Annotated in this window: 26 protein-coding genes; 15 read left to right on the top strand and 11 right to left on the bottom strand. The window is 73.0% G+C overall.

Going from position 1 to position 26102, the window contains the following annotated elements:
• Positions 1-24: 24 nt before the first annotated feature.
• Genes BCL65_RS16170 through BCL65_RS16160 form a run of 3 tightly spaced genes read left to right on the top strand, consistent with a single transcriptional unit; the run spans position 25 to position 4854 of the window.
• On the top strand, positions 25-2313 hold the full coding sequence (locus tag BCL65_RS16170) for an MMPL family transporter (protein WP_106269555.1): 2289 nt from the start codon (positions 25-27) through the stop codon (positions 2311-2313).
• A 37-nt stretch (positions 2314-2350) separates the two neighbouring features.
• Complete coding sequence (locus BCL65_RS16165) at positions 2351-3451, top strand: Gfo/Idh/MocA family protein (RefSeq protein WP_106269554.1); 1101 nt, start codon at positions 2351-2353, stop codon at positions 3449-3451.
• A gap of 56 nt (positions 3452-3507) precedes the next feature.
• A complete protein-coding gene (locus BCL65_RS16160; protein ID WP_106269553.1) occupies positions 3508-4854 on the top strand; it encodes a hypothetical protein in 1347 nt (448 codons plus the stop codon).
• Between the two features lie 108 nt (positions 4855-4962).
• Here the strand turns inward: BCL65_RS16160 and sucB are convergent, their stop codons facing one another.
• The gene (sucB, locus tag BCL65_RS16155; protein ID WP_106269552.1) at positions 4963-6768 is read right to left on the bottom strand and encodes a 2-oxoglutarate dehydrogenase, E2 component, dihydrolipoamide succinyltransferase; all 1806 of its coding nucleotides are present in this window, start codon (positions 6766-6768) and stop codon (positions 4963-4965) included.
• A 275-nt stretch (positions 6769-7043) separates the two neighbouring features.
• Here sucB and BCL65_RS16150 point away from each other — a divergent pair, with 275 nt between their 5' ends.
• Positions 7044-7409, top strand: coding sequence for an oxidoreductase (locus BCL65_RS16150; protein WP_106269551.1), 366 nt, complete (start codon positions 7044-7046; stop codon positions 7407-7409).
• A 59-nt stretch (positions 7410-7468) separates the two neighbouring features.
• Here the strand turns inward: BCL65_RS16150 and BCL65_RS16145 are convergent, their stop codons facing one another.
• Positions 7469-8974 carry a leucyl aminopeptidase gene (locus tag BCL65_RS16145; RefSeq protein WP_106269550.1) on the bottom strand — a complete coding sequence of 502 codons (1506 nt, stop codon included), beginning with the start codon at positions 8972-8974 and terminating at the stop codon, positions 7469-7471.
• Between the two features lie 63 nt (positions 8975-9037).
• On the opposite strand from BCL65_RS16145, the gene BCL65_RS16140 reads away from it, so the two are divergent.
• The 4 genes from BCL65_RS16140 to BCL65_RS16125 are packed head-to-tail and all read left to right on the top strand — an operon-like array spanning position 9038 to position 11131.
• Complete coding sequence (locus BCL65_RS16140; RefSeq protein ID WP_106269549.1) at positions 9038-9394, top strand: hypothetical protein; 357 nt, start codon at positions 9038-9040, stop codon at positions 9392-9394.
• Complete coding sequence (locus BCL65_RS16135) at positions 9394-9849, top strand: hypothetical protein (protein WP_106269548.1); 456 nt, start codon at positions 9394-9396, stop codon at positions 9847-9849. Before BCL65_RS16140 ends, BCL65_RS16135 begins: the two co-directional genes overlap by 1 nt.
• Positions 9846-10925 carry a quinone-dependent dihydroorotate dehydrogenase gene (locus tag BCL65_RS16130; protein WP_106269547.1) on the top strand — a complete coding sequence of 360 codons (1080 nt, stop codon included), beginning with the start codon at positions 9846-9848 and terminating at the stop codon, positions 10923-10925. The genes BCL65_RS16135 and BCL65_RS16130 overlap by 4 nt, the downstream gene beginning before the upstream one ends.
• The gene (locus tag BCL65_RS16125; protein ID WP_106269546.1) at positions 10922-11131 is read left to right on the top strand and encodes a hypothetical protein; all 210 of its coding nucleotides are present in this window, start codon (positions 10922-10924) and stop codon (positions 11129-11131) included. The genes BCL65_RS16130 and BCL65_RS16125 overlap by 4 nt, the downstream gene beginning before the upstream one ends.
• A 22-nt stretch (positions 11132-11153) precedes the next feature.
• Here BCL65_RS16125 and yczR read toward each other — a convergent pair whose 3' ends face one another.
• Positions 11154-12590, bottom strand: coding sequence for a MocR-like transcription factor YczR (gene yczR, locus BCL65_RS16120; protein WP_106269545.1), 1437 nt, complete (start codon positions 12588-12590; stop codon positions 11154-11156).
• Positions 12591-12651: 61 nt separating this feature from the next.
• Here yczR and yczE point away from each other — a divergent pair, with 61 nt between their 5' ends.
• A complete protein-coding gene (yczE, locus tag BCL65_RS16115) occupies positions 12652-13515 on the top strand; it encodes a membrane protein YczE (RefSeq protein ID WP_243401127.1) in 864 nt (287 codons plus the stop codon).
• A 95-nt stretch (positions 13516-13610) separates the two neighbouring features.
• Here yczE and BCL65_RS16110 read toward each other — a convergent pair whose 3' ends face one another.
• On the bottom strand, positions 13611-14624 hold the full coding sequence (locus tag BCL65_RS16110) for an aldo/keto reductase family protein (protein ID WP_106269544.1): 1014 nt from the start codon (positions 14622-14624) through the stop codon (positions 13611-13613).
• Between the two features lie 73 nt (positions 14625-14697).
• A complete protein-coding gene (locus BCL65_RS16105) occupies positions 14698-15333 on the bottom strand; it encodes a DUF3043 domain-containing protein (RefSeq protein ID WP_243401128.1) in 636 nt (211 codons plus the stop codon).
• Positions 15334-15389: 56 nt separating this feature from the next.
• Between BCL65_RS16105 and BCL65_RS16100 the strand changes: the two genes are divergently transcribed.
• Complete coding sequence (locus BCL65_RS16100) at positions 15390-16772, top strand: dipeptidase (protein WP_106269543.1); 1383 nt, start codon at positions 15390-15392, stop codon at positions 16770-16772.
• 94 nt (positions 16773-16866) lie between these two features.
• Here the strand turns inward: BCL65_RS16100 and BCL65_RS16095 are convergent, their stop codons facing one another.
• From BCL65_RS16095 to nadA, 3 genes are all read right to left on the bottom strand, one after another.
• The gene (locus tag BCL65_RS16095) at positions 16867-17412 is read right to left on the bottom strand and encodes an acyl-CoA thioesterase (RefSeq protein ID WP_106269542.1); all 546 of its coding nucleotides are present in this window, start codon (positions 17410-17412) and stop codon (positions 16867-16869) included.
• 65 nt (positions 17413-17477) lie between these two features.
• Positions 17478-18077 carry a DJ-1/PfpI family protein gene (locus BCL65_RS16090; protein ID WP_106269541.1) on the bottom strand — a complete coding sequence of 200 codons (600 nt, stop codon included), beginning with the start codon at positions 18075-18077 and terminating at the stop codon, positions 17478-17480.
• Between the two features lie 26 nt (positions 18078-18103).
• Positions 18104-19318 (bottom strand): quinolinate synthase NadA, encoded by a 1215-nt coding sequence (nadA, locus tag BCL65_RS16085; protein WP_106269540.1) that lies wholly within the window; start codon positions 19316-19318, stop codon positions 18104-18106.
• A 36-nt stretch (positions 19319-19354) separates the two neighbouring features.
• Between nadA and BCL65_RS16080 the strand changes: the two genes are divergently transcribed.
• Entirely contained in the window at positions 19355-19882 is a 528-nt protein-coding gene (locus tag BCL65_RS16080) for a hypothetical protein (protein WP_106269539.1), read from the top strand.
• Positions 19883-19956: 74 nt separating this feature from the next.
• Positions 19957-20307, top strand: a complete 351-nt coding sequence (locus BCL65_RS16075) for a HesB/IscA family protein (RefSeq protein WP_106269538.1) — start codon at positions 19957-19959, stop codon at positions 20305-20307.
• Positions 20308-20315: 8 nt separating this feature from the next.
• Here the strand turns inward: BCL65_RS16075 and BCL65_RS16070 are convergent, their stop codons facing one another.
• Both BCL65_RS16070 and BCL65_RS16065 read right to left on the bottom strand, forming a co-directional pair.
• Positions 20316-20606: a sulfurtransferase TusA family protein gene (locus tag BCL65_RS16070; RefSeq protein WP_106269537.1), complete on the bottom strand. Its 291-nt coding sequence runs from the start codon at positions 20604-20606 to the stop codon at positions 20316-20318.
• Positions 20603-21775 (bottom strand): cysteine desulfurase family protein, encoded by a 1173-nt coding sequence (locus BCL65_RS16065; RefSeq protein ID WP_106269536.1) that lies wholly within the window; start codon positions 21773-21775, stop codon positions 20603-20605. Before BCL65_RS16065 ends, BCL65_RS16070 begins: the two co-directional genes overlap by 4 nt.
• Before the next feature lie 285 nt (positions 21776-22060).
• Here BCL65_RS16065 and ctaC point away from each other — a divergent pair, with 285 nt between their 5' ends.
• The 3 genes from ctaC to BCL65_RS16050 are packed head-to-tail and all read left to right on the top strand — an operon-like array spanning position 22061 to position 25208.
• Positions 22061-22987, top strand: coding sequence for an aa3-type cytochrome oxidase subunit II (gene ctaC / locus BCL65_RS16060; protein ID WP_106269535.1), 927 nt, complete (start codon positions 22061-22063; stop codon positions 22985-22987).
• Complete coding sequence (gene ctaD / locus BCL65_RS16055) at positions 22987-24810, top strand: aa3-type cytochrome oxidase subunit I (protein ID WP_106269534.1); 1824 nt, start codon at positions 22987-22989, stop codon at positions 24808-24810. Before ctaC ends, ctaD begins: the two co-directional genes overlap by 1 nt.
• On the top strand, positions 24807-25208 hold the full coding sequence (locus tag BCL65_RS16050) for a cytochrome c oxidase subunit 4 (protein WP_106269533.1): 402 nt from the start codon (positions 24807-24809) through the stop codon (positions 25206-25208). The genes ctaD and BCL65_RS16050 overlap by 4 nt, the downstream gene beginning before the upstream one ends.
• A gap of 279 nt (positions 25209-25487) precedes the next feature.
• Here the strand turns inward: BCL65_RS16050 and BCL65_RS16045 are convergent.
• Positions 25488-26102, bottom strand: a 615-nt coding sequence (locus BCL65_RS16045; RefSeq protein ID WP_106269532.1) for a superoxide dismutase, incomplete at its 5' end; no start/stop codon positions are given.

Genomic DNA, 26102 nt, shown 5'->3' with positions numbered 1-26102 from the left:
CCCTTCCCGTGGAGAATACTCAACATGCTGAGTAATAGATGGACGGGCGTCGTCCGTGGTCTGGTCATTCTGGCAGCCATCGGCGTGTGGCTCGCGGTCGGGGCTTTCGGGGGGCAGGCCCAGGGCCAGCTCAGCAGCGTCCAGACCAACGACTCCGCGGCGTTCCTCCCGGCCAGCGCCGAGTCCACCGAGGCCGCCGAGCTGGCCGCGCAGTTCACCGACGACGAGGCGCTGCCCGCCCTCGTCGTGGCCGAGACCGCCGACGGCTCGCAGCTCACCGAGGACCAGCTCGCCGCGGTCCAGGCGTTCGCCGACGCCGCCCCCGACGCCCCGCTCGAGGGCACCAGCGGCGACGAGCCCGCCACGGTCGGCGACGCCAGCGTCGCCGACCCGGTCGTCGTCCCGTCCGAGGACGGCCAGGCCGCCCTGGTGGTCGTCTCCCTGGACGCCGATCTCGCGCAGGAGGACGTGGGCGCCGAGGAGTCCAGCGTCTCCGAGCTGGCGATCGGCGCGCTGCGCGCCCTGTCGGCCGCCGACACCGCCGACGGCGGGCTCGCCGGTTCCGGTCTCGAGTCCTGGGTCACCGGGCCCGCCGGGTTCGTCGCGGACCTCGTGGCAGCGTTCGGTGCCATCGACACCGTGCTGCTGCTCGTCGCCCTGGGCGCCGTCCTGGTGATCCTCGCGCTCGTGTACCGCTCGCCGGTGCTGCCGTTCGTCGTGATCTTCAACGCCGTCCTCGCCCTGAGCCTCGCCGGCCTGGTCGTCTACCAGCTCGCGGCCAACGACATCCTGACCCTGAACGGCCAGTCGCAGGGCATCCTGTCGATCCTCGTCGTCGGCGCGTCGGTCGACTACGCGCTCCTCGTCGTCGCCCGCTACCGCGAGGAGCTGCTCGTCACACCCTCGCCGTACACCGCCCTGCGCCGGGCGGTGCGAGCCTCGATCGAACCGATCGCCGCCAGCGCGGGGACCGTCATCGCGGGTCTGCTGTGCCTGCTGCTGTCCGACCTGTCCTCGAACCGCAGCCTCGGCCCGGTCGCGGCGATCGGCATCGTCGCGGCGTTCCTGTCCGCGCTCACCCTCCTGCCGGCGCTGCTGCTGGTCGGCGGACGCCGTGCCCGCTGGGTCTTCTGGCCCCGCATCCCGCACGCCGCCCCCGGCGCGGCCGACGGTCTCGGCACGCCGCAGGGCGAGCAGCCGGCCACCGTCGCCGCCGCCGAGGCGTCCGACGACGACGTCCAGGTCGCCGTCGCCGGTCACGGGGTGTGGTCGCGCGTCGCCAGGTTCGTCGGCCGGCACGACCGGCCCGTCTGGATCATCACCGCCCTGGTCCTCGCGGCGGGTGCGGCGTTCGTCCCGACCCTCGACGCCGACGGCACCGGCGACTCCGAGGTCTTCCTGACGCAGGTGGACTCGGTCGACGGGGAGGAGGCCCTGACCCGGCACTTCGAGGGCGTGTCGGCCCAGCCGGTGACCGTCATCGCGCCGGCCGAGGACCTCGACGCCGTCGTGGAGGCCGCGGAGTCGACCGACGGCGTCTCCGCCGCCACGCCCGTCACCGACCAGCCTGCTCCGGCACCCGGGGCGCCCGCCCAGGGTGATCCCCTCGTCATCGACGGCATGGTGCGCGTCGACGTCACCACGTCCGCACCCTCCGACAGCCAGGAGGCCGTGGAGACGGTCTCCGCGGTGCGGGACGCCGTCCACGACATCTCGCCCGACGTGCTGGTGGGCGGTGCGGCGGCGGAACGCCTCGACACGCAGGTGGCGGGTCAGCGGGACCTGCGGGTCATCGTGCCGGTCGTGCTCGCGGTCGTGCTGCTGATCCTCATGCTGCTGCTCCGCTCGGTCCTGGCGGCGGTGCTGCTGATGGCCGCCAACGTGCTGTCCTTCGGCGCGGCGCTCGGCGTCGCGGCGCTGCTGTTCAACAACGTCTTCGACTTCCCGGGGGCGGACCCCTCGGTGCCGCTCTACGCCTTCTGCTTCCTCGTCGCGCTCGGCGTCGACTACTCGATCTTCCTCATGACGCGGGTCAGGGAGGAGAGCCTGCGCGTGGGCACCCGGCAGGGGGTCCTGCGCGGGCTGGCGGTGACCGGGTCGGTGATCACCTCGGCCGGCGTGGTCCTCGCCGCGACCTTCGCCGCGCTCGGCGTGATCCCGCTGCTCTTCCTGGCCCAGCTCGCCTTCATCGTGGCGTTCGGCGTGCTCGTCGACACGCTCGTGGTGCGCAGCCTGCTCGTGCCTGCGCTCGTGCACGACATCGGCGACCGGACGTGGTGGCCGGCACGGCTGGCACGGCACACGGCGCGCTGACCGGCCGGACCGCCCGGCGTCGGGCACCATGGTCCCCATGGTGGATCACGGGGACACGACGGTGACGGCCGACGCGGACGGCGTCGCGCCCGCCGACTACGCGCCGCTGCGGCTGGCGATCATCGGGTACGGGGGAGCCGGGCGCGAGATCCACGGCCGGCTCGCGGCCGAGGCCGGGCACACCGTCACGGCCGTGCTGACGCGGGACTCGGGCCGGCGCAACCAGGCCGCCGGCGACTGGCCGGGTGCGCGCCTGCTCGGTGACCTCGCCGAGCTGATCGAGCTGCGGTCTCGCTACGACCTCGTCGTCGTGGCGAGCCCGACGGCGCTGCACGCCGAGCACGCGGCGGCGCTCGCCCGCGCCGGCGTCCCGTTCGTCCTCGACAAGCCGATCGGCGTCGACGTCCACGAGGCCCGCGCGGTCGTCGCGGAGGCCGGTGCGACCGGCACGCCGTTCACCGTGTTCCACAACCGTCGCTGGGACCCGGAGCAGCGCACGCTGGCCGCGTTGCTCGGCCGCGGGCAGCTCGGCGACGTGCACACGTTCGAGCGTCGCTGGGAGCGGTGGCGTCCCGTGCCGCGCAAGCGGTGGAAGGAGAACGACACGGCCGGCGGTGGCCTGCTGCTGGACCTCGGGCCGCACCTCGTGGACTCCGCCACCCAGCTCTTCGGCCGCGTCACCAGCGTGTGGGCGCAGACCCGGGCGCTTACCACGCCCACCGAGGACGACGTCTTCCTCGTGCTGGCGCACGAGCCGGGCGGTGGGTCGGCCGCCAGCCCGCACGCCGTCGTCTCCCGCTTGTGGGCAGGTTCCGTCGTCGGCGCGCCCGGGCCCCGGACCCGGGTCCTGGGGACCGGCGGCGCCTATCTGGTCACGACGTTCGAGCAGGACGCCTCACCGCTCGAGCGGTTCGACGACGACGCCCCGGCCGGGACGCACGGCTGGCTCACCCGCGGTCGGGACCGCGAGCCGGTGCCGGTCGCGCCCGGGGGGCACGCCGACTTCTACCGGTCGCTCGCGCCCTGGCTCGCGGGGGACGCTCCCGCCCCCGTGGACCCTGCGGACGCCGTCCGCACCACCGAGGTGCTCGACGCGGCACGGACGTCCGCCCGGGAGGGCCGCCAGATCAGCCTCTGAGCCGGGGCTGTGGACGGCCGGAGCAGGGCGATGCCCGTTCGGTGTTCCATGGGGGCGTGCAGACCGACGACGTCCTGACCGTCCCCGCCGATGCCGCCGCCCGCGCGGAGCTCCTGGAACGGCTGCGGCTCCTCGCCACCGTGGACCATCCCTGCGTGGAACCGGTCGGCACCGCGGCGACGGGCCCCGACGGCACCCTCCGTGTCCCGCGGGGCGCCGGGACCGCGACCGATCTGCCGACGGTGCTCGCCGTGCGCAGCCGGTGCGACGTGCCCGAGGCAGCGGGGATCGCCGTCGCCGTCGCCCAGGGCTTGGCGGCGCTGCACAGCGCCGGGATCGTGCACGGGCCGCCCGCCGCCGCCGACGTCGTCGTGGCGCTCGACGGCCGGCCACGCCTCCGCCCTCGGCTCGCCTGCCCGGAGGGAGCCGTCGCGGAGGCCGACGACGTCCACGGCCTCGCGCTGCTCGTCGACTCGCTGGTCGACCCGGCCGACTCGGACGCGGCCGTGGCGCTCCGGGCCGCCCTGGCTCCGGCGCTCGCGGGTGATCCACGCGTCCGGCCGGAGGCGGGCACGCTCGCCGCCAGGGTCGACGACGCCGTGCCGCCGGTGCCCGTACGGCTCCCGGAACCGGCCGTGCTCGCCGCCGCCGTGCTGGGACGTGGCCGGGGAGCCGAGCGGACGGCCGACCCGGGGCGCCGTTCCCGGCACCGCCGGGCGCGCCGGCCGCGGACCGGTCCGGTGCCGACCGCCCGGCGCCGTGCGGACCTGCGGCCCCGGCCACGCCGTGCGGGCGCCGTCCGGCGTGCCGGTGCGTGGCGGACCGGGCTCGGGGTCGCCGGCGTGGCCGTCGTCGTGGCGGCGCTCGTCGGCGTCGGCCTGCACGTCGCCGGACCGGCAGGTCCGCCGTCGGTGGTGACGGCGGCCGAGGAGCCTGCGCCCCGGGGACCGGTCGGCGCGGAGCCACCCGGCGCGGAGCCGCAGGGCACGGACGCCGGTGACGCGGAGGCGGAGGACGACGACCTGACGCTCGACCGCACCGACCCGGCGGGAGCAGCGGCGGAGCTGACGCGGCGGCGTGCCGAGCTCCTGACGGGAGAGCGGGCTGTGGAGGAGGTCTCGCTGGCCGGCTCGGCCGCCCACGAGGCCGATGCTGCGCTCGTGGCCCGCGCGGAGGGGGACGGCACCTCGGTGTCCGGTGCCGAGCTCAGCGTCACCTCGGCACGGACGACCAGTGGGCCGGCGGACGGTGCGGCGGAGGTGGTCGTGGAGTACGTCGTCGGGCCGCACGAACAGGTCGGCCAGGACGGGAGCACGGTGCAGGTACCGGGCGGGGAACGGCAGACGGCGGTCCTGACCCTCTCCTGGACCGCCGACGGGTGGCGCGTCACCGACGTCGCCTGAGGGGCAGGGTGCCCCGCCCGGTGCTGCCCGGTGTAGTCCGGTGCTGCCGAACGCCGACGGGCGAGGACCCCTGAGGGTCCTCGCCCGTCGGCGTGATCGGTCAGCGGGTCAGAGCCCGACCTCCGACTCGAACGCGGCCTCCTCGATGCGGTTCTTGATCGCGGTGAGGAAGCGGGCGGCGTCCGCGCCGTCCACCAGGCGGTGGTCGTACGAGAGGAAGATGTGCGCGAACTGGCGGATCGCGATGCTCTCCTCGCCGTCGGGCCCGGTCACCACGGCGGGCCGCTTGGTGATGGTGCCGGTCCCCAGGATGGCGACCTGGCCGACCGGGACGATCGGTGTGTCGATGAGCGCCCCGCCGGAGCCGGTGTTCGTGATGGTGAACGTGGCACCGCTGAGGTCGTCCGGGCCCACCTTGTTGTCCCGCGTGCGGGTTGCGAGGTCGCCGATCTGGCGGGCGATGCCGGCCAGGTTGAGGTCGCCGGCGTTCTTGATCACCGGGACGATGAGACCGCGCTCGGTGTCGACCGCCAGGCCGATGTTCTCCGAGCTGTGGTAGGTGATCTCGCCCTTGTCCGTGTCGATCGAGGCGTTGATCTTGGGGAACGCCTTGAGGGCCTCGACCGCGGCGAGCGTGTAGAACGGCAGGAACGTGAGGTTCGCGCCCTCACGCGCCTTGAAGCCGGCCTTCGCCTGCGCACGGAGCCTGGCGACCTTGGTGACGTCGACCTCGACCACCGTGGTGAGCTGGGCCTGCGTCTGCATCGCCTCGAGCATGCGCTCCGCGACGACCTTGCGCAGCCGCGACATCTTCTCGGTCGTGCCGCGCAGCGGCGAGACCTCGGGGACCGTCGGCTTCTTCGGTGCGGACGCCGGAGCCTCCGACGCGGCGGGTGCCGCGGCCGGGGCGGCGGCCTTCTCCGCAGCGGCGAGGACGTCCTCCTTGCGGACGCGACCGCCCACGCCGGTGCCCTGGATGGACGAGACGTCCACGCCCTTCTCCGCGGCGAGCTTGCGCACGAGCGGGGTCAGGTAGGAGCTCTTGCCACCGGCGGGTGCCGCCGGTGCCTCCGAGGCGGGGGCGGGCTTCTCGGCCGCCGGAGCGGGCTGCTCGGCGGCGGGGGCCGGAGCGGGCGACGACGGAGCCGGGGACTGTGCCGGTGCCGCCTTCTCAGCGGCAGGCTCCGCGGGGGCCGGCTCGGGGGCGCCGACGGGCTCGGGAGCCTTGGCGGGCTCCGGCTCGGCCTGCTCCGCCGGGGCGGAGCCCGAGCCGACGAGCGCCAGCACCGCGCCGACCTCGACCGTCTCGTCCTCGTCCACGACGATCTTCTGGAGCGTGCCGGCCACGGGGGAGGGGATCTCGGTGTCGACCTTGTCGGTGGAGACCTCGAGCAGGGCCTCGTCGACCTCGACGGTGTCGCCGACCGCCTTGAGCCACCGGGTGACGGTGCCCTCGGTGACGGACTCGCCGAGTGCCGGCAGGGTCACCTCGGTGCCCTCGCCGTCTCCACCCTGCGAAGCCTGCTCGGCAGGCTCCTCGGCGGACTGCTCGGAGGACTCCGCGGGGGCGGGCTCCGGCTCGGCCTGCTTCTCCGGCTCCGGCTCGGCGGGCTTCTCGGGCTCGGCCTCGGGCTCCGGAGCGGCCTCGGCCGGTGCCGCAGCATCGCCGCCGCCCGATCCGTCGCCGATGACGGCGAGCGTGGCGCCGACCTCGACGGTCTCGTCCTCCTCCGCGAGGATCTGCTCCAGCACGCCCGCGACGGGGGAGGGGATCTCGGTGTCGACCTTGTCGGTGGAGACCTCGAGCAGGGGCTCGTCGACCTCCACGGTGTCGCCGACCGCCTTGAGCCAGCGGGTGACGGTGCCCTCGGTGACGGACTCGCCGAGTGCCGGCAGCTGCACGTTCTCAGACATGACCTGTGGAGTCTCCTTCGATCAGTGGGTCAGGCGACGTGCCGAGGCCGGTCGACCGGTGTTCCGGTCGGAACCTCTCCGGTTGCCGCGTTCCTGGGTCACTGCGCCTCATCTTGTCACTTCCTGGTGTTCGGCCCCAATCGTGGCCACCCTCCGAGAACTGTGACGCTCGGTACATCTCGCGCGGATCGGCGGCTTTCGTGTCATCGGGCACCTTCGCCGTCGTCTCCGGGGTGACCGTGCTCACCCTCAGCAGGCAGAGGTAGTCTCGCGACATGTCGTTGAGGTCCGCGATGGACCGCCTGCTCGGGCGGTCCCCGTCGTCGTCGTCCAGTGCCGCGCCGTCCGGGGGCGGACGTGCCGCTGCCGTCGGGCACCTGCAGGAGTTCGTGCGTTCCCGGGTGGGCGTCGAGGCCTACGTCGAGCCGCCGAACGCGCAGACGCCCGCCACGGTGCTGCTCGTGGCCACCACGGGGGAGTGGACCCGTCGCCGGGTCCCCGACGAGCGCACCGGGTTCGACGTCGCCCGGTCGCTCGGCGTGCCGGTCTACAACGTGCGCTTCACGGGCTATCCGCAGCGGATGCGGGACTGGAACTCCGCGCAGCGCGCCGAGAGACGGCGGGGTTCCGCCTCGTCCTGAGGCCGGACGACGGCGCGGCCGTCCGGCACGGTGGGTCCCGCGCCGGACGGCCGCGACGATCAGGCCGTGCCGGCGCGGCCCTCGAGGAAGCCGAGCAGCGTCCGCACACCGACGCCCGTGCCGCCGACCGGCGTGTAGCCGAACGGGGCCTTCTCGTTGTACGAGGGGCCGGCGATGTCGAGGTGCGCCCACGGGGTGTCCCCGACGAACTCGGCGAGGAAGTGTCCGGCGAACAGCATCCCGCCCGCGCGGTCGGACGCCGCGTTGACCAGGTCGGCGGTGTTCGACTTCAGCCCTGCCTTCAGCTCGGCGGGCAGCGGCATCGGCCAGAAGGACTCCCCGGTGGCGTCCGCGGCGACCTTCACCTCGTCGCGCACGTCGTCCGAGCCCATCACGGCGGACGTCCGGTTGCCGAGCGCCACCATCTGCGCGCCCGTCAGGGTCGCGATGTCCAGGACGGCGTCGTGGCCGTCCTCCACCGCGGCGACGAGACCGTCGGCCATGACCAGCCGGCCCTCGGCGTCGGTGTTGGTGATCTCGACGGTCTTGCCACCGCGCATCGTCACGACGTCGGAGGGACGCTGGGCGGTGGCGCTGGGCATGTTCTCGGCGAGGCACAGGTAGCCGGTCACGGCGACGGGCAGCCCGAGGCGGGCGGCGGCCACCACCGTGTGCAGGACGGCAGCGGCTCCGGCCATGTCCGACTTCATGGTGAGCATGCCGGCCGGCGGCTTGAGGGAGATGCCGCCGGTGTCGAAGGTGATGCCCTTGCCGACGATCGCGACCTTCCCGGTCGCCTTCGGCGGGGCGTAGGTCAGCTTGACCAGCCGCGGCCCCCGCGACGAGCCCTGCCCGACGCCGGCGATGCCGCCGTAGCCACCGGCGACGAGCTGCTTGTCGTCGAGCACGGTGATCTTCACGCCCTTGGCGCCGAGCTCCTTGACGGCCGTCTTGGCCGCGTCGGCGAACGCCGCCGGGTAGAGCACGTTCGGCGGGGCGTTGACGAGGTCGCGCGTGCCGTGCACGGCCGCGGCGAGCACCGTGGCCCGCTCGACGACGGCCTTGGCCCGGGCCGAGCGCGTGAACGTCGTCGACACCTGCAGCGTGGCGACGGGGGTCAGCCGGGTGGCGGCCTTCTCGTCGCGGTAGGCGGTGTACGCGTAGGCGCCCAGCAGCGCACCCTCGACCACGGCGCCGAGCTCGGCCTCGTCGACGGCGGGGAGCGCGACGACGGCGTCGGTGGAGCCGGCGAGCGCGCGCACGGCGGCGCCGGCCGCGACCCGCAGGGTCTCGTGGTCGAAGGTGCCGTCGGCCCGGCGCTCACCGAGGCCTGTGAGGACCAGCACGTCGGCCGCGACGCCGTCGCCGGCGGGCACCGTGCGCACCTCCTCGAGCGCACCGGTCACCCCCAGGCGCGGGGCCAAGGACTCGATCTGCTCGACGAGCCGGGTGGGGAGCTGGTCCGCCACGACGGCGACGCCGTCGGAGGTGGAGCAGGTCCCGACGACGAGCGCGTCGGCAGCGATGGTGGACGGTTTCTTGCCTGTCAGGGTGAGGTCAGCCACGCGGTCCAGGTTAGCGCGGCCGCCGGCGTGGGTGCGTCGGGCGCGTGCCGGTAGTCTGCGGGCGTGGTCCTTCCCCTGTTCGTCCTCGCCGTCGCCCTGTGCGTGGCTCTCGCGGGGTGGGCCGCGTGGTTCGCGGCCCGCGACCGCGCCGTGATCCTGCGCCAGCTCTTCGGCGCGGGCGCGGTCGAGGCGGTCCTCGTCCTGCAGGCCGTGGTGGCGGGCGTGCTGCAGGTGCGCGGTCACGACGTCGACGGTGCGCTCTTCTGGGGCTACCTGCTCACGGCGGCCCTGCTCCTGCCGATCGCGGCCGTGTGGGCGTTCGCCGAGCGCAGCCGCTGGTCCTCCGTGGTGCTCTGCGTGGCCTCGCTGACGGTCGCCTTCCTGCAGTGGCGGCTCTGGATCATCTGGGGGGCGTCCTGATGGGCGCGGCCCCCGGGCCGGGCGCGACGGGGGGCGGGTTCGGCCGGCTGCTCGTGACGGTCTACGGCATCCTGGCCTTCGCGGCGACGGGCCGTTCGGCGTACCAGGTCGCGACCAAGCTCGACGAGGCCCCGGCTGCCTACCTGCTGTCGTTGCTCGCCGCGGCCGTCTACGTCGTGGCGACGATCGCCCTCGCCCGGGGTGGACGCGGCCGGTGGCGCGCGGTGGCATGGTGTGCTGTCCTCGTCGAGGCGGTGGGCGTCGTCGTGGTCGGCGTGCTGTCCGTCGTCGTCCCGGAGCTCTTCGTCGAGGCCACCGTCTGGTCGGCCTTCGGGCAGGGCTACGGCTACGTCCCCCTCGTACTGCCCTTCATCGGTCTCTGGTGGCTCTGGCACACTCGCCCAGGACAGCACGCACCCGTGACCGCGCCGGACGAACCGACGGAGGCTCGATGACCCCGTACTCCCTCCTCTTCCGCGGCGTGCTGCGCCGCATCGAGCCGGAGCGTGCGCACGAGCTCGCGTTCCGGGCGATCGAGACGGCCGGGCGCGTGCCCGTGCTGCGCGACGTGGTGCAGGGCGCGCTCGCGCCGTACCTCGGCCGCGGTGCCGGCGGTCCGGGCAGCGTCGAGGTGCTGGGCCGGACGATCCCGGCGCCCTTCGGGCTGGCGGGCGGGTTCGACAAGAACGCGCGTGCGGTGCGCGGGCTGACGATGCTCGGTTTCGGGTTCGTCGAGGTCGGCACGGTCACGCCGCGTCCGCAGCCCGGCAACGAGGCACCGCGCATGTGGCGCGAGCTCGACGTGCGCGGCGTGCGCAACCGGATGGGCTTCAACAACGACGGCGCCCTGGAGATGGCCGAGCGACTGCGTCGGCTCCGGGCGACGCCCGCCGGGCGTGCCGCCGTCGTGGGCGTCAACATCGGCAAGAACAAGACCACGCCGGCCGACGACGCGGCGCAGGACTACGCGACGTGCGCGCGGTTGCTGGCCCCGCACGCCGACTACCTGGTGGTCAACGTCTCCTCGCCGAACACGCCGGGCCTGCGTGACCTGCAGACGACGGCGGAGCTGCGACCCATCCTCGCGGCGGCCCGGGAGGCCGCGGACGAGGCGACGTCGGTGGCGGGGGTCCGCAGGACGCCGCTGCTGGTGAAGATCGCCCCGGACCTGGCGGACGTCGACGTGGACGCCGTCGCGGACCTCGTCGCCGAGCTCGGGCTGGACGGTGTCGTGGCGGTGAACACGACCGTCGGCCACGACCGCGGCCCCGGCGGGCTCTCGGGGCCGGTGCTGCTGCCCCGCGGCCTGGAGGTCGTGGCACGGCTTCGCTCGCGGCTCGGTCCGGAGCCCGTGGTCATCGGGGTCGGCGGCGTCACCTGCGCCGACGACGTCCGTGCCTATCTGCGGGCCGGCGCCGACCTGGTGCAGGGCTACACGTCGTTCGTCTACGAGGGGCCGGGGTGGCCGTCCCGGCTCAACCGGGCGTTGACGCGGTCGGCGGGCTCGGCCAGCGCGGGGCGAGTCGCGTGATCCGACCACGGTGGGAGTGGTCGCTGGTGGACCTCGACGGCCGGCGGCTCGATCCGTCGCTCAGCCCGGTGTTCACCGCCCAGTACGACGCCGAGCAGTGGCTCGGGGAGCACTGGCGCGAGCTCGCCGGCTCGGGGGCTGCGGCGGCGACGCTGCTGCACGACGGCACGCAGGCGACCCCGACGATCGAGCTGCGCGTCCCCTGACGGCCCGCCCTGCGGGCCGGGTTCACCCGGTGACGCGTCGCCAGGCCCGCGCGAGGCGCTCCACGGCCTCGGCGAGCGTCTCGGGGGTGGCGGTGTAGATGAGCCGGATCCGGTCCTGGGCGGTGCCGTCCGGCGTGAACTGGGGGCCGGCACCGATCCGCAGGCCCTCGGCGACCGCCGCGGCCGTGAGCGCCTGGGCGGCCGGCCGGCCGATACCTGTCCAGAGGCAGAGCCCGCCCTTCGGCACCGGTACGTCCCAGTCGGGGAACCGGTCACGGACGAGCCCGACGAGCAGGTCGCGCCGCTCGCGCAGCCCCGCCACGCGGGCGGGCAGGATCTCGTCGCGGCGCGCGAGGAGCTCGACGACGGCGAGCTGCTCGAGCACCGGGGTGGCGATGTCGAGGGCCTGACGGGTCCGCGCCAGGCGCTGCACCAGCTGCGGCGTCGCGCGCACCCAGCCGATCCGGATCCCGCCCCAGAACGACTTGGAGGCCGACCCGACGGAGACCAGCCGGGTGTTGGTGCCGTCGCCGCAGAACGGGCCGGGGACGGTGCCGCCCTCGAGGTCGAGGTCGGTGAGCGTCTCGTCGCCCACCACGGTCACGCCGTAGCGGTCGGTCAGGTGCACGACGGCGTCGCGCTCGTCGGCGGTGAGGGTCCGGCCCGTGGGGTTGTGGAAGTCGGGGACCAGGTATGCCAGGCGGGCGCGGGTGCGGTGCACCGCCGACGCGAGCGACTCGACGTCGCCCGTGGGCACGCCGATGACGCGGGCGCCGGCCCGCTGCAGGGCCTCGATGGCGTGGTAATAGGTGGGGGACTCGACGACCACCGGCTCGGTGCGGCTGACGAGGGTGGTCGCCAGCAGTGCGATGGCCTGCTGGCCGCCGGTGGTGACGAGGATCTGGTCCGGGGTGGTCGGCACGCCGCGGGCCCGGTACCGGGCCGCGACGGCCTCGCGCAGCACGTCGAGGCCGAGGTGGGCGTACCCGCCCGTGCCCAGGTAGGCGGGCAGCATCTCGAGGGCGCGCTCGTACGCGCCGTGCAGCGCGTCCGGGGCCGACGGCGTCGCCTGGGACATCTCGATCGGCCCGGCGCCGTCGGCGAGCGGTGGCAGCGGGCCGTCTCCCGCCGGCGTCTGGGGTCGCAGGGGCAGGCCGGCGGTGCGGGGCAGGATGGCCACGGTGCCGGAACCGACCTGGCTGGTGGCGAAGCCGAGCTCGCGCAGGCGGGCGTACGCGGCCGACGTCGTCGTGCGTGACACCCCGAGCGCGCGTGCCAGCTCGCGCTCGCTGGGCAACCGGGTCAGGGGAGCGAGCGATCCTGCGAGGACGGCGGAGCGCAGGGCGTCGGCGAGAGCGAGGTAGACCGGGCCGGAGGTGTGCCACGCGCCCAGGAGGCGTGACGCGGCCGGCGCGGACAGGCTCCGCACGGCCGTGGTGGTCGGGGCGGCCAGGCTCATACGGCCACTCTTCTCTTATTGGCTATGGAATGCAAGGCCAATGCCGGGGATCGTGGGTGCCATGACCGACACCTCGACCACCCCGTCCGTGACCGCCGTGCTTGCGCCCGTGGCTGGCGCACCTGTGGTCGCCGCACCCGTGGCCGCCGCACCCGTGGCCGGCCTGGGGCCGGTGCGACGTGGTGCGCAGCTGGTGCTCGGCCTGCTCGCCTTCACGGTCTCGATGGCGATGCTCGTGCACGCCGGCCAGGGCAGCATGCCCTGGGACGTGCTGCACCAGGGCCTCGTCCGCACCACGGGCTGGTCGTTCGGGCTCGTCGTGGCCCTCACCTCCGTGCTCGTGCTCACCGCCTGGGTGCCGCTGCGACAGCGCCCCGGCATCGGGACCGTCGCCAACATCGTCATCATCTCCCTCGCGATCGAGCCGAGCCTGTCCGCGCTCGAGACCCTCTGGCCGCAGCCGGGGACGATCGGCGGGGTGCTGCTCGCGCTCGGCGGGATCGTCCTCAACGGCGTCGCGACCGCCGCCTACGTCGGCGTCCGCCTGGGCCCGGGGCCGCGCGACGGGCTGATGACGGGCCTGGTGGCGCGCACCGGCTGGTCCGTCCGGGCCATCAAGACGGGCATCGAGGTGGGGGTCGTCGCGCTCGGCTGGGTGCTGGGCGGCACGGTCGGCTGGGCCACGGTCGCCTTCGCGCTCGGAGTGGGGGTCGTGGTGCAGGCGGCCGCCCGGTGGCACTGGCTCGTGCCGGACGGACTCACCGCGCGGCCGGCGTCCACGGTGCGGCCGAGCGTGCGACCGGTGGCCGCCGCGCCGTCGTCGGCCACTGTGCCGTCGTCGGGCGGCGAGGCGAGGCTGCGTCGCCGGGCCCGGGAGATCGCCCGCGCCCTGGACTCGTTCGGTGAGCACGGGCGGACGCTCTGACAGTCCCCGGACGCGGACGAGTGTCTCTGTCCGTCCCGGAACAGGCCCTGTTTCGGGACGGACAGAGACGCTCGTCGGCTCGTCGCGGGTGGGCGTCAGGCGACGCGCGTCTTCGGCATCCCCTCGAGGGTCTTGCCCGGGTCGCGCTCGACGACGTCGCCCAGGACCTCGTCGATCCGTGCCATCAGCTCGGCCGGGATCTCGACACCGGAGGCCTTGACGTTCTCCGCGACCTGCTCCGGCCGGGAGGCGCCGACGAGCGCGGCGGCCACGTTGTCGTTCTGCAGCACCCACGCGACGGCGAGCTGCGCCATCGACAGGCCGAGCTCGTCGGCCACGGGCTTGAGGTTCTGCACGCGCTCGAGGACGTCGTCGCGCATGAACCGCTGGATCATCTTCGCGCCGCCCTTCTCGTCGGTGGCGCGCGACCCGGCCGGCAGCTCCTTGCCGGGCACGTACTTGCCCGAGAGGACGCCCTGCGCAATCGGCGACCAGACGATCTGGGACAGACCCTTCTCCTGGGAGGCAGGGACGACCTCGTCCTCGATGACCCGCCACAGCATGGAGTACTGCGGCTGCGAGGAGATGAGCCGGAACCCGAGGTCCGCCGCCAGCTCGGCGCCGGCGCGGATCTGGTCCGCCGTCCACTCGGAGACGCCGATGTAGAGCGCCTTGCCCTGACGGACGATGTCGGCGAACGCCTGCATCGTCTCCTCGAGCGGGGTCTCGACGTCGTACCGGTGCGCCTGGTACAGGTCGACGTACTCGGTGCCGAGCCGCTGCAGCGAGCCGTTGATCGACTCCATGACGTGCTTGCGCGACAGCCCGGTGTCGTTGGGGCCGCCGGGGCCCGTGGGCCAGTAGACCTTGGTGAAGATCTCGAGCGACTCGCGGCGCTGGCCCTTCAGCGCCTCGCCGAGGACGGACTCCGCCGTGGTGTTCGCGTAGACGTCCGCGGTGTCGAACGAGGTGATCCCCGCGTCGAGGGCGGCGTGCACGCACTGCGTGGCGACGTCGTTCTCGACCTGGGAGCCGTGGGTGAGCCAGTTGCCGTAGGTGATCTCGGTGATCTTGAGACCGCTGTTGCCGAGGTACCGGTAGTTGACCATGCCGTCACCCTACGCCGACGGTCGGATCGATTCGACCCCCGCGGTGCGGCCGATGCGGCCGACCCGGCCGGACTCAGCTCGGCCAGACGCCGTGCTTCTTGTGCATCGGCTTGGGCAGCCGCGAGCGCCGGAGCTGGAACGCACGCATCACGGCGTACATCATGGTCCCGCGCGGGACGTCGTAGGTCTTCGTGCCGTCGGCGCCCACGGTGCCGAACTTGTCGCGCAGCTTCCGCTTGAGCCGCTGCCACATGATGACCGCGTCGAGCAGGGTGATGAACACGACCGCGTACAGGCCGAGGAGCACCAGCGCGCCGAGGGTCGGGCTCTGCATCACCAGCAGGTTGAGGAAGATGAAGACGAACGCGACGGGGAGGAAGAACTCGCCGAGGTTCCAGCGGGCGTCGACGTGGTCACGGACGTAGCGGCGCACCGGGCCCTTGTCGCGCACCGGCATGTACCGCTCGTCGCCGGTCTGCATCGCCTTGTACTCGCGGTTGCGCTCCTCGCGCATCTTCTCCTTGTTCGCCTTGCGTGCCGCCCGGCGGTCGTTCGGCACCAGGGGCCGCTGGTTCTTGGCCGCGGCCTCACGACGCTTGGGCGTCGGCCGGCCCTTGCCCGCCCGCACGATCGCGGGGTCCTCGACGGAGGGGCTGTCGGCAGAGCCGGTGGCAGCGGAGTCGGCGGTGTCAGGCTTGCGGAAGATCACGCCACCAGGGTAGTCGAGCGCAGGGCCGTCGCGGGACGCCCCGGTAGCGTGGAGGGGTGAACCACACCGAGAAGGACGTGGCCGCGCTGCGCGCTCACGTCGACGAGCTGTTCCCTGCCGTCCAGGCGGACCTGGAGACCCTGGTCCGGATCCCGAGCGTCTCTGCGGCGGCCTTCGACCAGGCGCACGTCGCCACCAGCGCCGAGACGGTCGCCGGCCTGCTGCGCGGCGTCGGTCTGCCCGACGTGCGGATACTGCGGTCGGCTCGCCCGGACGGCTCGGCCGGAGCGCCCGCCGTCGTCGCTCGCCGTCCGGCGCGCGCGGGGGAGCCGACCGTCCTGCTGTACGCGCACCACGACGTCCAGCCGCCGGGGGACGCGCTGGCCTGGGACACCGACCCGTTCGAGCCCACGCAGGTGGGCGAGCGGCTGTTCGGTCGCGGCGCGGCCGACGACAAGGCCGGGCTGATGGCCCACGTCGGAGCGCTGCGCGCCCTGGCCGCGGCCGGCGACGAGCTCGGCGTGGGCGTGACCGTCTTCGTCGAGGGCGAGGAGGAGTCGGGCTCGCCGAGCTTCGCCCGGTTCCTGGCCGACCACCACGAGCTGCTCGCCGCCGACGTGATCGTCGTGGCGGACTCGACGAACTGGAAGGTCGGTGTCCCGGCCCTGACGACGTCGCTGCGTGGCCTGGTGGACGGCGTCGTCACCGTCGAGGTGCTGGACCACGCGGTCCACTCCGGCATGTTCGGCGGCCCGGTCCTGGACGCCAACGTGCTGCTCGCGCGCCTCGTCGCGACGCTGCACGACGACGCGGGCAGCGTGGCGGTCGCCGGGCTCACCGGCGCCGGTGAACCGGAGGTCGACTACGCGGAGGCGGACTTCCGCGGCGACGCCTCGGTGCTCGACGGCGTCGCGCTCGCCGGGACCGGCACCATCGCCGGGCGGCTGTGGACCAAGCCGGCCATCGCGGTCATCGGCATCGACGCCACCTCGGTCGCGCACGCCTCGAACACCCTCGCGCCGCGCGCCGCGGCGAAGATCTCCGTCCGCATCCCGCCCGGCCTCGAGCCGGAGGCGGCCGAGGAGGCGCTGCGGGCGCACCTCGAGGGGCACGCGCCGTTCGGCGCCCGGGTCACGTGGACTCCGGGGGAGCAGGGCAAGGCGTTCGGGGCGCCGGCCGACTCGCCCGCCATGCGGGCGGCGCGCACCGCCTTCGCGGCGGCGTGGGGAACCGCACCGGTCGACATCGGCGTCGGCGGCTCGATCCCGTTCATCGCGGACCTGCTCGAGGCGTTCCCCCAGGCGGCCGTGCTCGTCACCGGTGTCGAGGACCCCGACTCGCGTGCGCACGGGGCCAACGAGTCGGTGCACCTGGGCGAGCTGCGCAACGTCGTCCTCGCGGAGGCGTTGCTGCTGCGCCAGCTCGCGGGCGCGGTCTGACCTGGTGCCTCGTTCGGCAGTTCCTGTCCTGTTCGGCAGTTCAAGCTGCCGAACAGGACAGGAACTGCCGAACGAGGCGGGCCATCGGTGGCTGTCAGGCCCGGTCGGTCTCGCGGTGCGCCACGTCGACCGACCGGGCCCAGGCGGCGAGGTCCTCCGGGAGGGCGGGGCTCTCCACCCCGACGTCGTCGCCGAGCAGCGCGACGACGTCGGCGGGGGCGACGCGCGACCCGTCCTTGCCCAGGAACCGCCCGGCCACCCAGCCGCGGGCGGAGAACCTGCCGCGGCAGGTGAACACCTGCTCGATGTACACCACGCGGGCGTCCCAGCCGAGGACGCGGGTGCTGATCTCCACGCGCTCGAAGAGCTGCAGCGATCGCTTGTACGTCACCGTGGAAGCGGCCACGACGGGGTACCAGCCCTCGTCCTTCAGCAGCGGGAACCCGCCGAGGTCGGCGATGAGGTTCGAGCGGGCCACGTCCATCATCTGCAGGTACGAGCCGTTGTTGACGTGGAGGTACAGGTCCAGGTCGCCCGGGTGCACGCGGAGCACCGTCGTGGACGGGTCGAGCAGACCCCGCCCGGGGACGCGGCGGCGGGGGAGCAGGGAGGCCCTGGCGAGCTGGATCATCCTCGTCATGGCGTCACGATATGTCAGCGACGCGCGGTATCAGGTATCGGTGCTGCGGTCCGTGCCCGACGGCGTCACACCGGTGGCGCGGTGTCGTACTGCAGCGCTCGGCGCACCTGGGCCGCGACGTCCTCCGACTCCAGGCGCGCCACGAGGTGCAGCGCCATGTCGATGCCGGCGGACACCCCGGCCGAGGTGATGACGTCGCCGTCGTCGACGAACCGCGCCTCGGTGTCGACCAGGACGCTCGGGTCGATCCGTGACAGCTCGTCGTAGTGGTCGCGATGGGTGGTCGCGGGCCGGCCGGCGAGCAGTCCCGCGGCGGCGAAGACCTGGGCCCCCGTGCAGACGCTGGCCATCACGGGCGTCTGCACGCGCACGGCACGCAACCACTCCAGGTGTGCGCTGTCCTCGAGCAGCCGGTGGGTCCCCCACCCGCCCGGGTGCACCAGCACGTGCAGGGGACCGACGTCGTCCGCCGAGCGGCTGGGCAGCATCCGCAGGCCGGCGGCGAGCCGCACGCCGTCGCCGTTGCACGAGAAGGTGCTCACGTGCGGCTTCAGTTCCGAGTGCTCGGACCACGAGGTGAAGACCTCGAACGGTCCGACCACGTCGAGCTCGTCGGCCTCGTCGAACACGAGGACTCCGACGCTCAGCCCGCCGTCGGTGCTCATCGCACGGTCATCGCCTTCCGTCCGTGTCAGATACCGGGCAGCGCCAGCATCTGGTCGAGGGCCACCTGGGCCCAGTGCGCGTCGTCGGCGTCGACGACGATGCGGTTGACCACGCGCCCCTCGACGAGGGACTCCATCGCCCAGACGAGGTGGGGCAGGTCGATGCGGTTCATGGTCGAGCAGAAGCAGACCGTCGAGTCGAGGTAGTGCACCTGCTTGTCCGGGTGCGCGGCGGCGACGCGGCGCACCAGGTTGAGCTCGGTGCCGATCGCCCACGACGAGCCCGGCTCGGCGTTCTCGAGCGCCTTGATGATGTACTCGGTGGAGCCGACCATGTCCGCGGCGTTGACGACCTCGTGCTTGCACTCCGGGTGCACCAGCACGTTGACGCCGGGCACCGCGGCGCGGATGTCCGTGACGTTGCGCTCCGAGAACCGGCCGTGCACCGAGCAGTGGCCGCGCCACAGGATCATGCGGGCGTCACGGAGCTCGGCGGCGGTCAGCCCGCCGTCGGGCTTGCGCGGGTCGAAGACGACGCAGTCGTCCAGGCTCATGCCGAGCTGCAGCACCGCCGTGTTGCGGCCCAGGTGCTGGTCGGGCATGAACAGGACCTTGCCCGTCCCCTCGACGCCGCCGACCTTGTCGAACGCCCACCGCAGCGCCACCTGGGCGTTCGACGACGTGCACACCGTGCCGCCGTGCCGACCCGTGAACGCCTTGATGGCGGCGGTGGAGTTCATGTACGTGACCGGGATCGTGTCGGCCGCGACGCCGGCGTCCTCCAGCACCGCCCAGGCCTCCTCGACCTGCGAGATCTCCGCCATGTCCGCCATGGAGCAGCCGGCCGCCATGTCGGGCAGCACGACCTGCTGGGAGTCGGCCGTCAGGATGTCCGCCGACTCCGCCATGAAGTGCACGCCGCAGAAGATGACGAACTCCGCCTCCGGCCGCGCGGCGGCCGACTGGGCCAGCTTGAACGAGTCCCCCGTGACGTCCGCGAAGTCGATGACCTCGTCGCGCTGGTAGTGGTGGCCGAGCACGAAGGCGCGGTCACCGAGGGCCGCCCGTGCGGCGCGGGCACGCTCGACCAGGTCGGGGTCCGACGGGGAAGGGAGCGCGCCGGTGCACTCGACACCGCGCTCGGACGCGAGGTCACGGCCCTGCCCGAGCAGGAGCAGCGGGGACGATGCCGGTTCGACGAAGGTCGACGTCTCGTTCAGCAGAGTGCTCACGCGCCCCATCTTCCCACGACGCGCAGATGTGTCACGATCGGCACCGTGCACGCGCTCATCGTCGCCGCGTCGGGCGGCCCTGACCCCGAGGACCCGGCCGTCGGGGCCGCGGCGCTCGCCGCCGCCTGGTCCGCCGCCGCGCCTCGCTGCGCCGTCGAGCCCCTCGTGCTGCCGGCCGCGGAGCCTCCGCCGCCGGCGCGCCCGGGCGACGGCCCGGCGCCTGTCGGGGTCTTCGTGCCGACGACGGCGCTCGGGCTGTCCAGCGTCGGGCCACCACCGGTCGCCCCCGAGGTCGCCCTCCTGGGCGAACGCGTGGGCGACGCGGACCTCGTCGTCGTCCACGTCCGGGTGCTCGACGGGGCGGCCCTGCACAGCGGGCCCGCGGCCGCGGCGGCACGTGCCGCCGCACCGCACGCCGTCCCCGTCGTCGTGCTCGCGGGGCGCTCCGAGGTGTCACGCCGCGAGCTGGCCGCGGCCGGCGTGGTGGGCGTCCACGAGGTGGGCGAGCCGTGGGACGCCGGCTCGGTGGGGCGTGCGGCTCGCACCTGGGCGCCCTCGTGGGGCACGCTGTGACCTGACTCATCGACTCGCCGAGAATCCGGCGTAGGATCGGGAACAGCCGAACCGGCCCACCTGTTGGAGGAAGCATGACCGACACCACCGAGATCGCCACGCACGGCGTCGAGCTCTCCGAGGTCGCCGCGAACAAGGTTCGCACCCTCCTCGAGCAGGAGGGCCGCGACGACCTTCGGCTGCGCGTCGCCGTCCAGCCCGGCGGATGCTCCGGCCTCATCTACCAGCTCTACTTCGACGAGCGTCTGCTCGACGGGGACGCGCTGCGCGACTACGACGGCGTCGAGGTCGTCGTGGACCGCATGAGCGTCCCGTACCTCGACGGCGCGAAGATCGACTTCGCCGACACCATCGAGAAGCAGGGCTTCACGATCGACAACCCGAACGCGGGCGAGTCCTGCGCCTGCGGCGGCTCCTTCGGCTGAGACCCGACTCAGCGACGTGACGCGGCCGAGCTCCCCGGAGCCCGGCCACCGAGGCGGACGGTCAGGGCCCACCAGGGCCGGCCGTCCGCCTCGTGCGTCTGCGCAGCGATGACGGTGTGCCCGCGCAGGCGGGCCCAGGCGGGGACGTCGTGCTGAGCGGCCGGGTCCGTGGCCAGCACGGTCAGCTCGGTCCCCGAGGGCAGCTCCTGGGCACGCTCCGCGAGCCGGATCACCGGTAACGGGCAGCGGAGCCCGCGGGCGTCCACCACGTGCTCCTCGCTCGGTCCGACCGTGCTCACAGGCCCCGGACCCCCAGCATGTCGCGCACCGTGGCCACCGCACCCGGCAGGACCTCGAGAAAGCGCTCGACGTCCGCGGCGGTCGCCGAGCGGTCCAGCGCGACACGCACGTTGCCGTGCGTCAGCACGCCCATCGCGGCGAGGACGTGCGACGGCTCGAGCGTCCCGGCGGTGCAGGCCGACCCCGAACCGACGGCGAACCCGGCGCGGTCCAGCTCGGTCACGAGGGCCTCGCCGTCGACGTAGAGGAACGAGAACGTCACGACGTGGGGCAGCCGGCCGGAGGGGTCGCCCACCACCTCGACGTCCGGTATCGCTGCCACCCGGGCGCGGATCTCGTCGACCAGGGCACGACGCCGGGCATCGACCTGCGCCCGGTCCTCGTGGACCGCCTGGAGCGCGACGGCGGCCGCGAAGGCGGCGGGGACGCTCACGCCCCCCGGAGCCCACGGCTCGGGGTCCTCGGGGCCCGTGGCGACGGTGCGCGTGCGCTGCCGGACGGCGACCACGCCCACGCCGGCAGGTGCTCCCCAGTCGGCGGGGTCGGCGGCGAGGACGTCCCAGGCGGGACCCACCGTCGCGTGCCCCAGGCTGGCACCGGCGTCGACGAGGAGGGGGACCTCCGCGGCGCGGGCGGCCTCGTGCACGGTCTCGACCGGCTGGGTCGTCCCCACCTCGCCGTTGGCGTGCTGCAGCGCCGCGAGGACGACGCCGCCGTTCCCGAGCGCCGTCGCGTAGGCGTCGGCGTCGACGCGGCCGTGCTCGTCGACCGGGACCGTCACCCGCCGGCCGCCCGGGGGAAGGGCGTGGTCGGCGGCATGCAGGACGGCGGCCCGTTCCACGGCTCCGACGACGACGTCGCTCCCGTGCCGCCGTCGTGCCCGGACGACCTGTGCGACGGCGGCGTGCAGAGCCGCGGTGTGCGACGGCGTGAACCGGACCTCCTCGGTCCGGGCGCCGAGGACGTCGGCCACGGCCTCGCGTGCGCCGTCCAGCAGGGCTGCCGCGCGGCGGCCCTCGGTGTGCAGCCGTCGCGGGTCCGCCCACCCGTCGTCGAGCGCCTGGAGGAATGCGGTCCGCGCGAGCGGGTGCCAGGGGGCCCGGCCACCGTTGTCCAGGTGGACCCGGTGCGGGTGGGGACGGTCCGTGCTGCCGGTGGGGTGTGTCACACGGAGCCCTTCGACGTGGTGGTGAACGGGTGCGCAGCGCGCCCCACCATGATGCCGTGAGCCGCGCGAGGGCGGCGAATGCGTGCGCGATCTGACAGGCCCACGGGGCGTGTCGCGAACCGTCCGGATGGCGACGGAGAGCGGTGTTCCCGTCACGTAGGAACCGGGCCCTTCTGGCGTCGAAAGCGTGAAGGGCGCGCTAGGCTGCTCCCATCGAGGACGAAGGTCCTATCCGTGCGCTCTGAGCCAGAGCGCGGCGGTCGGACGAGACGTGAAAGGCCTCCCTTGCACTCGAAGAGCCCCACCCGCACCCGGCGGGCACTGGCGTTGCGTGCGACGGCTCTCGCCGTCGCGGTCGCGACGCTCGCCTCCGGCTGCGCCAGCGACGCCGCCCAGCGTGGATACCTGCCCGGATACAGCGACGGGGAGGTGACCAACCAGACCGGTCGGATGACAGACCTCTGGGTCGGATCCTGGGTCGCAGCACTCGCCGTCGGTGTCATCACCTGGGGGCTGATGCTGTGGTGCGTCGCCGCCTACCGCAAGCGCCGCGACGACCACCGCCTGCCGGTGCAGACCCGCTACCACATGCCGCTCGAGATCATGTACACGATCGTGCCGACGCTCATGGTCCTCGTGCTGTTCTTCTACACGAACCGCGACATGACGGCCGTCCTCGACACCACGTCCGAGGAGCCCGACGTCAGCATCCAGGTCATCGGCAAGCAGTGGAGCTGGGACTTCAACTACCTCGACGACGACGTGTACGAGTCCGGGCAGCAGCTGCTGGACCCGGGCTCGCAGACCGTCGAGGACGAGGTCGACGGCGCGCCGGGCACGTCCCAGGCGCTCCCGACGCTGTACCTGCCCGTCGGTGAGCGCGTCGAGTTCACGGTGGAGTCGCGCGACGTCATCCACTCGTTCTGGATCCCCGCGTTCCTGTTCAAGATGGACATGATCCCCGGGCGGTCGAACACCTTCCAGGTCGTGCCCGAGCGCGAGGGCACCTACGCGGGCAAGTGCGCCGAGCTCTGCGGAGAGTTCCACTCGGGGATGCTCTTCAACGTCAAGGTCGTCGACCGCGCCGAGTACGACGCCCAGATGGCCGAGCTCGCGGCCAAGGGGCAGACCGGCGAGCTCGGTCTCGACCTCAACCGCCAGCAGCACGGTGAGTTCACCGACGAAGAAACCACTCCGGAGGTCGAGGGCTGATGGCCACCACCGAGACCGCGTACGGAGCGGAGGCCGTCCCCGGCCTTCGGCCCGAGCGGCAGACCCTGGGCCGTACGGTCGTGAAGTGGATCACCTCCACCGACCACAAGACCATCGGCTACATGTACCTGATCACGTCGTTCTTCTGGTTCGCCGTGGGAGGGATCCTGGCGCTGCTCATCCGCGCCGAGCTCTTCATGCCCGGCATCCAGATCGTGCAGAGCAAGGAGCAGTACAACCAGCTCTTCACCATGCACGGCACGATCATGCTGCTGCTCTTCGCGACACCGCTCTTCGCCGGCTTCGCGAACGTCATCATGCCGCTGCAGATCGGCGCGCCGGACGTGGCGTTCCCGCGCCTGAACATGTTCGCCTACTGGCTGTTCCTCTTCGGCGGGCTCATCGCCGCGGCCGGCTTCTTCACCCCGCAGGGTGCGGCGTCGTTCGGGTGGTTCGCCTACGCGCCGTTGTCCAACACCACGTTCAGTCCGGGGTTGGGAGGAGATCTCTGGGTCTTCGGCCTGGCGCTGGCCGGGTTCGGGACCATCCTCGGTGGCGTCAACTTCATCACGACGATCATCTGCATGCGCGCGCCCGGCATGACGATGTTCCGGATGCCGATCTTCACGTGGAACACGCTGGTCACGAGCCTGCTCGTGCTCATGGCGTTCCCGCCGCTCGCCTCGGCGCTCTTCGCCCTCGGTGCCGACCGTCGCTTCAACGCCCAGGTCTTCAACCCGGACAACGGGGGAGCGGTGCTGTGGCAGCACCTGTTCTGGTTCTTCGGGCACCCCGAGGTGTACATCATCGCGCTGCCGTTCTTCGGCATCGTCTCCGAGATCTTCCCGGTGTTCAGCCGCAAGCCGATCTTCGGCTACAAGGGCCTCATCTACGCGACGATCGCGATCGCCGCGCTGTCCGTGACGGTCTGGGCGCACCACATGTACGTCACGGGTGCGGTCCTCCTGCCGTTCTTCGCGTTCATGACGATGCTGATCGCCGTGCCGACGGGCGTGAAGTTCTTCAACTGGATCGGCACGATGTGGCGGGGCAAGCTCACCTTCGAGACCCCCATGCTGTGGTCGATCGGGTTCCTCGTCACGTTCCTGTTCGGCGGCCTGACCGGCATCATCCTGTCGAGCCCCGCGCTGGACTTCCACCTGTCGGACTCGTACTTCGTCGTGGCGCACTTCCACTACGTCGTGTTCGGCACCGTGGTGTTCGCGATGTTCGCCGGCTTCTACTTCTGGTGGCCCAAGTTCACCGGCACCATGCTCAACGAGCGGCTCGGCAAGATCCACTTCTGGATCCTGTTCATCGGCTTCCACATGACATTCCTCGTGCAGCACTGGCTGGGCGTCGAGGGCATGGCCCGTCGGTACGCGGACTACATGCCCGACGAAGGCTTCACCTGGGAGAACCAGCTCTCGACGGTCGGTGCGTTCATCCTGGCGGCCTCGACGCTCCCGTTCCTGTGGAACGTCTACTCGACCTGGCGCAACGCACCCCGGGTCACCGTCGACGACCCGTGGGGCTACGGCCGGTCGCTCGAGTGGGCGACGTCCTGCCCGCCGCCGCGGCACAACTTCACGTCGCTGCCGCGGATCCGGTCGGAGTCGCCGGCCTTCGACCTGCACCACCCCGAGGTCGCTGCCATGGAGGACCCGCACGTCAACCAGGACGGCCTGGAGCAGGTCTACGGCGGTGCCGACCGCCGTGGTCAGGCCCAGCACGTCGAGGAGCTCTCGATGCAGGAGTACCCGGAGAAGCACGCGTCGGCCACGGTCGTCGACGAGCCTGAGGACGAGGAGAAGAACAAGTGAAGATCGAGATCCGCCTCTTCATCTGGCTGGCTCCCTTCTTCGTCGTCGTCGGCGTGCTCTACGGCTTCTTCAGCGGCTGGAGCGAGCCGGTCGGCTTCCTCGGGATCCCGCTCGTCGGCGGGCTGATGGCCATGATCGGCGCCTACCTGGCGCTGCAGGCCCGCCACATCGATCCGCGCCCCGAGGACGACGAGCAGGGTGAGATCGACCAGGGCGCCGGCGACCAGGGCGTCTACGCGCCGTGGTCGTGGTGGCCGCTGGTGCTCGGTGCCGGTGCCGCTGTCGCGTTCCTCGGTCTCGCTGTCGGCTGGTGGGTCTTCTACATCAGCCTGATCCTGGGCCTGGTGGGCCTGGTCGGCTGGGTCTTCGAGTTCAGCCGCGGCCAGCACGCTCACTGAGCCGTCACACGGCACCTGACGAAAGGGCCCCATCCTCCGGCGAGGATGGGGCCCTTTCGTCGTGGTGGCAGACGCCACGCTCGGGGAACGGGTGCGCCCCCTTGTGCTTCACAGCCTCGGCGAATCACCCCGTGCTCGAGGCCAGGCCGTCCTCGGCTCGAGCCCTGGCCCTCGCGCGGCCTCGCTCACGGAGAGGCGCGCACGACGAAGCCCGGCTCCTGCGCTGTGTGCGCGGGAGCCGGGCTTCTGTCGTGCGGAGACGCCCTGTGCAGGGGTGTCTCAGGCGGGGACGATGAGTCCGGTGGTCTGGGTGCGGGCGCGGTCGAGGCGGGCGGCGACGTCGCGCCAGTTGGCGATGTTCCAGAACGCCTTGACGTAGTCGGCCTTGACGTTGAGGTAGTCGAGGTAGAAGGCGTGCTCCCACATGTCGAGCATGAGCAGCGGGGTGATGCCGACCGGGACGTTGGCCTGCTGGTCGAACAGCTGGAAGATGGCCAGGCGCTGGCCGATCGAGTCCCAGCCGAGCACGGCCCAGCCGGAGCCCTGGATGCCGGTGGCGGTCGCGGCGAAGTGGGCCTGGAACGCGGCGAAGGAGCCGAACTGGTCCTTGATCGCCTCGGCCAGCTCGCCGTCGGGCTCGCCGCCGCCCTCGGGGGACAGGTTGTGCCAGAACACGGTGTGGTTGGTGTGCCCGCCGAGGTGGAAGGCGAGGTTCTTCTCGTGCAGGTTGACCGCGCCCAGGTCGCCGGACTCGCGGGCCTCGGCCAGCTTCTCCAGCGCGGTGTTCGCGCCCGCGACGTAGGTGGCGTGGTGCTTGTCGTGGTGCAGCTCCATGATCTTGCCGCTGATGTGCGGCTCGAGCGCGCTGTAGTCGTAGGGCAGATCCGGCAGCGT

This window comes from Isoptericola halotolerans (assembly GCF_003003075.1).
Lineage (GTDB): Bacteria > Actinomycetota > Actinomycetes > Actinomycetales > Cellulomonadaceae > Isoptericola > Isoptericola halotolerans_A.
The sequence above is the reverse complement of the archived record's forward strand: the minus strand, read 5'-3'. Positions and strand labels throughout refer to the sequence as shown.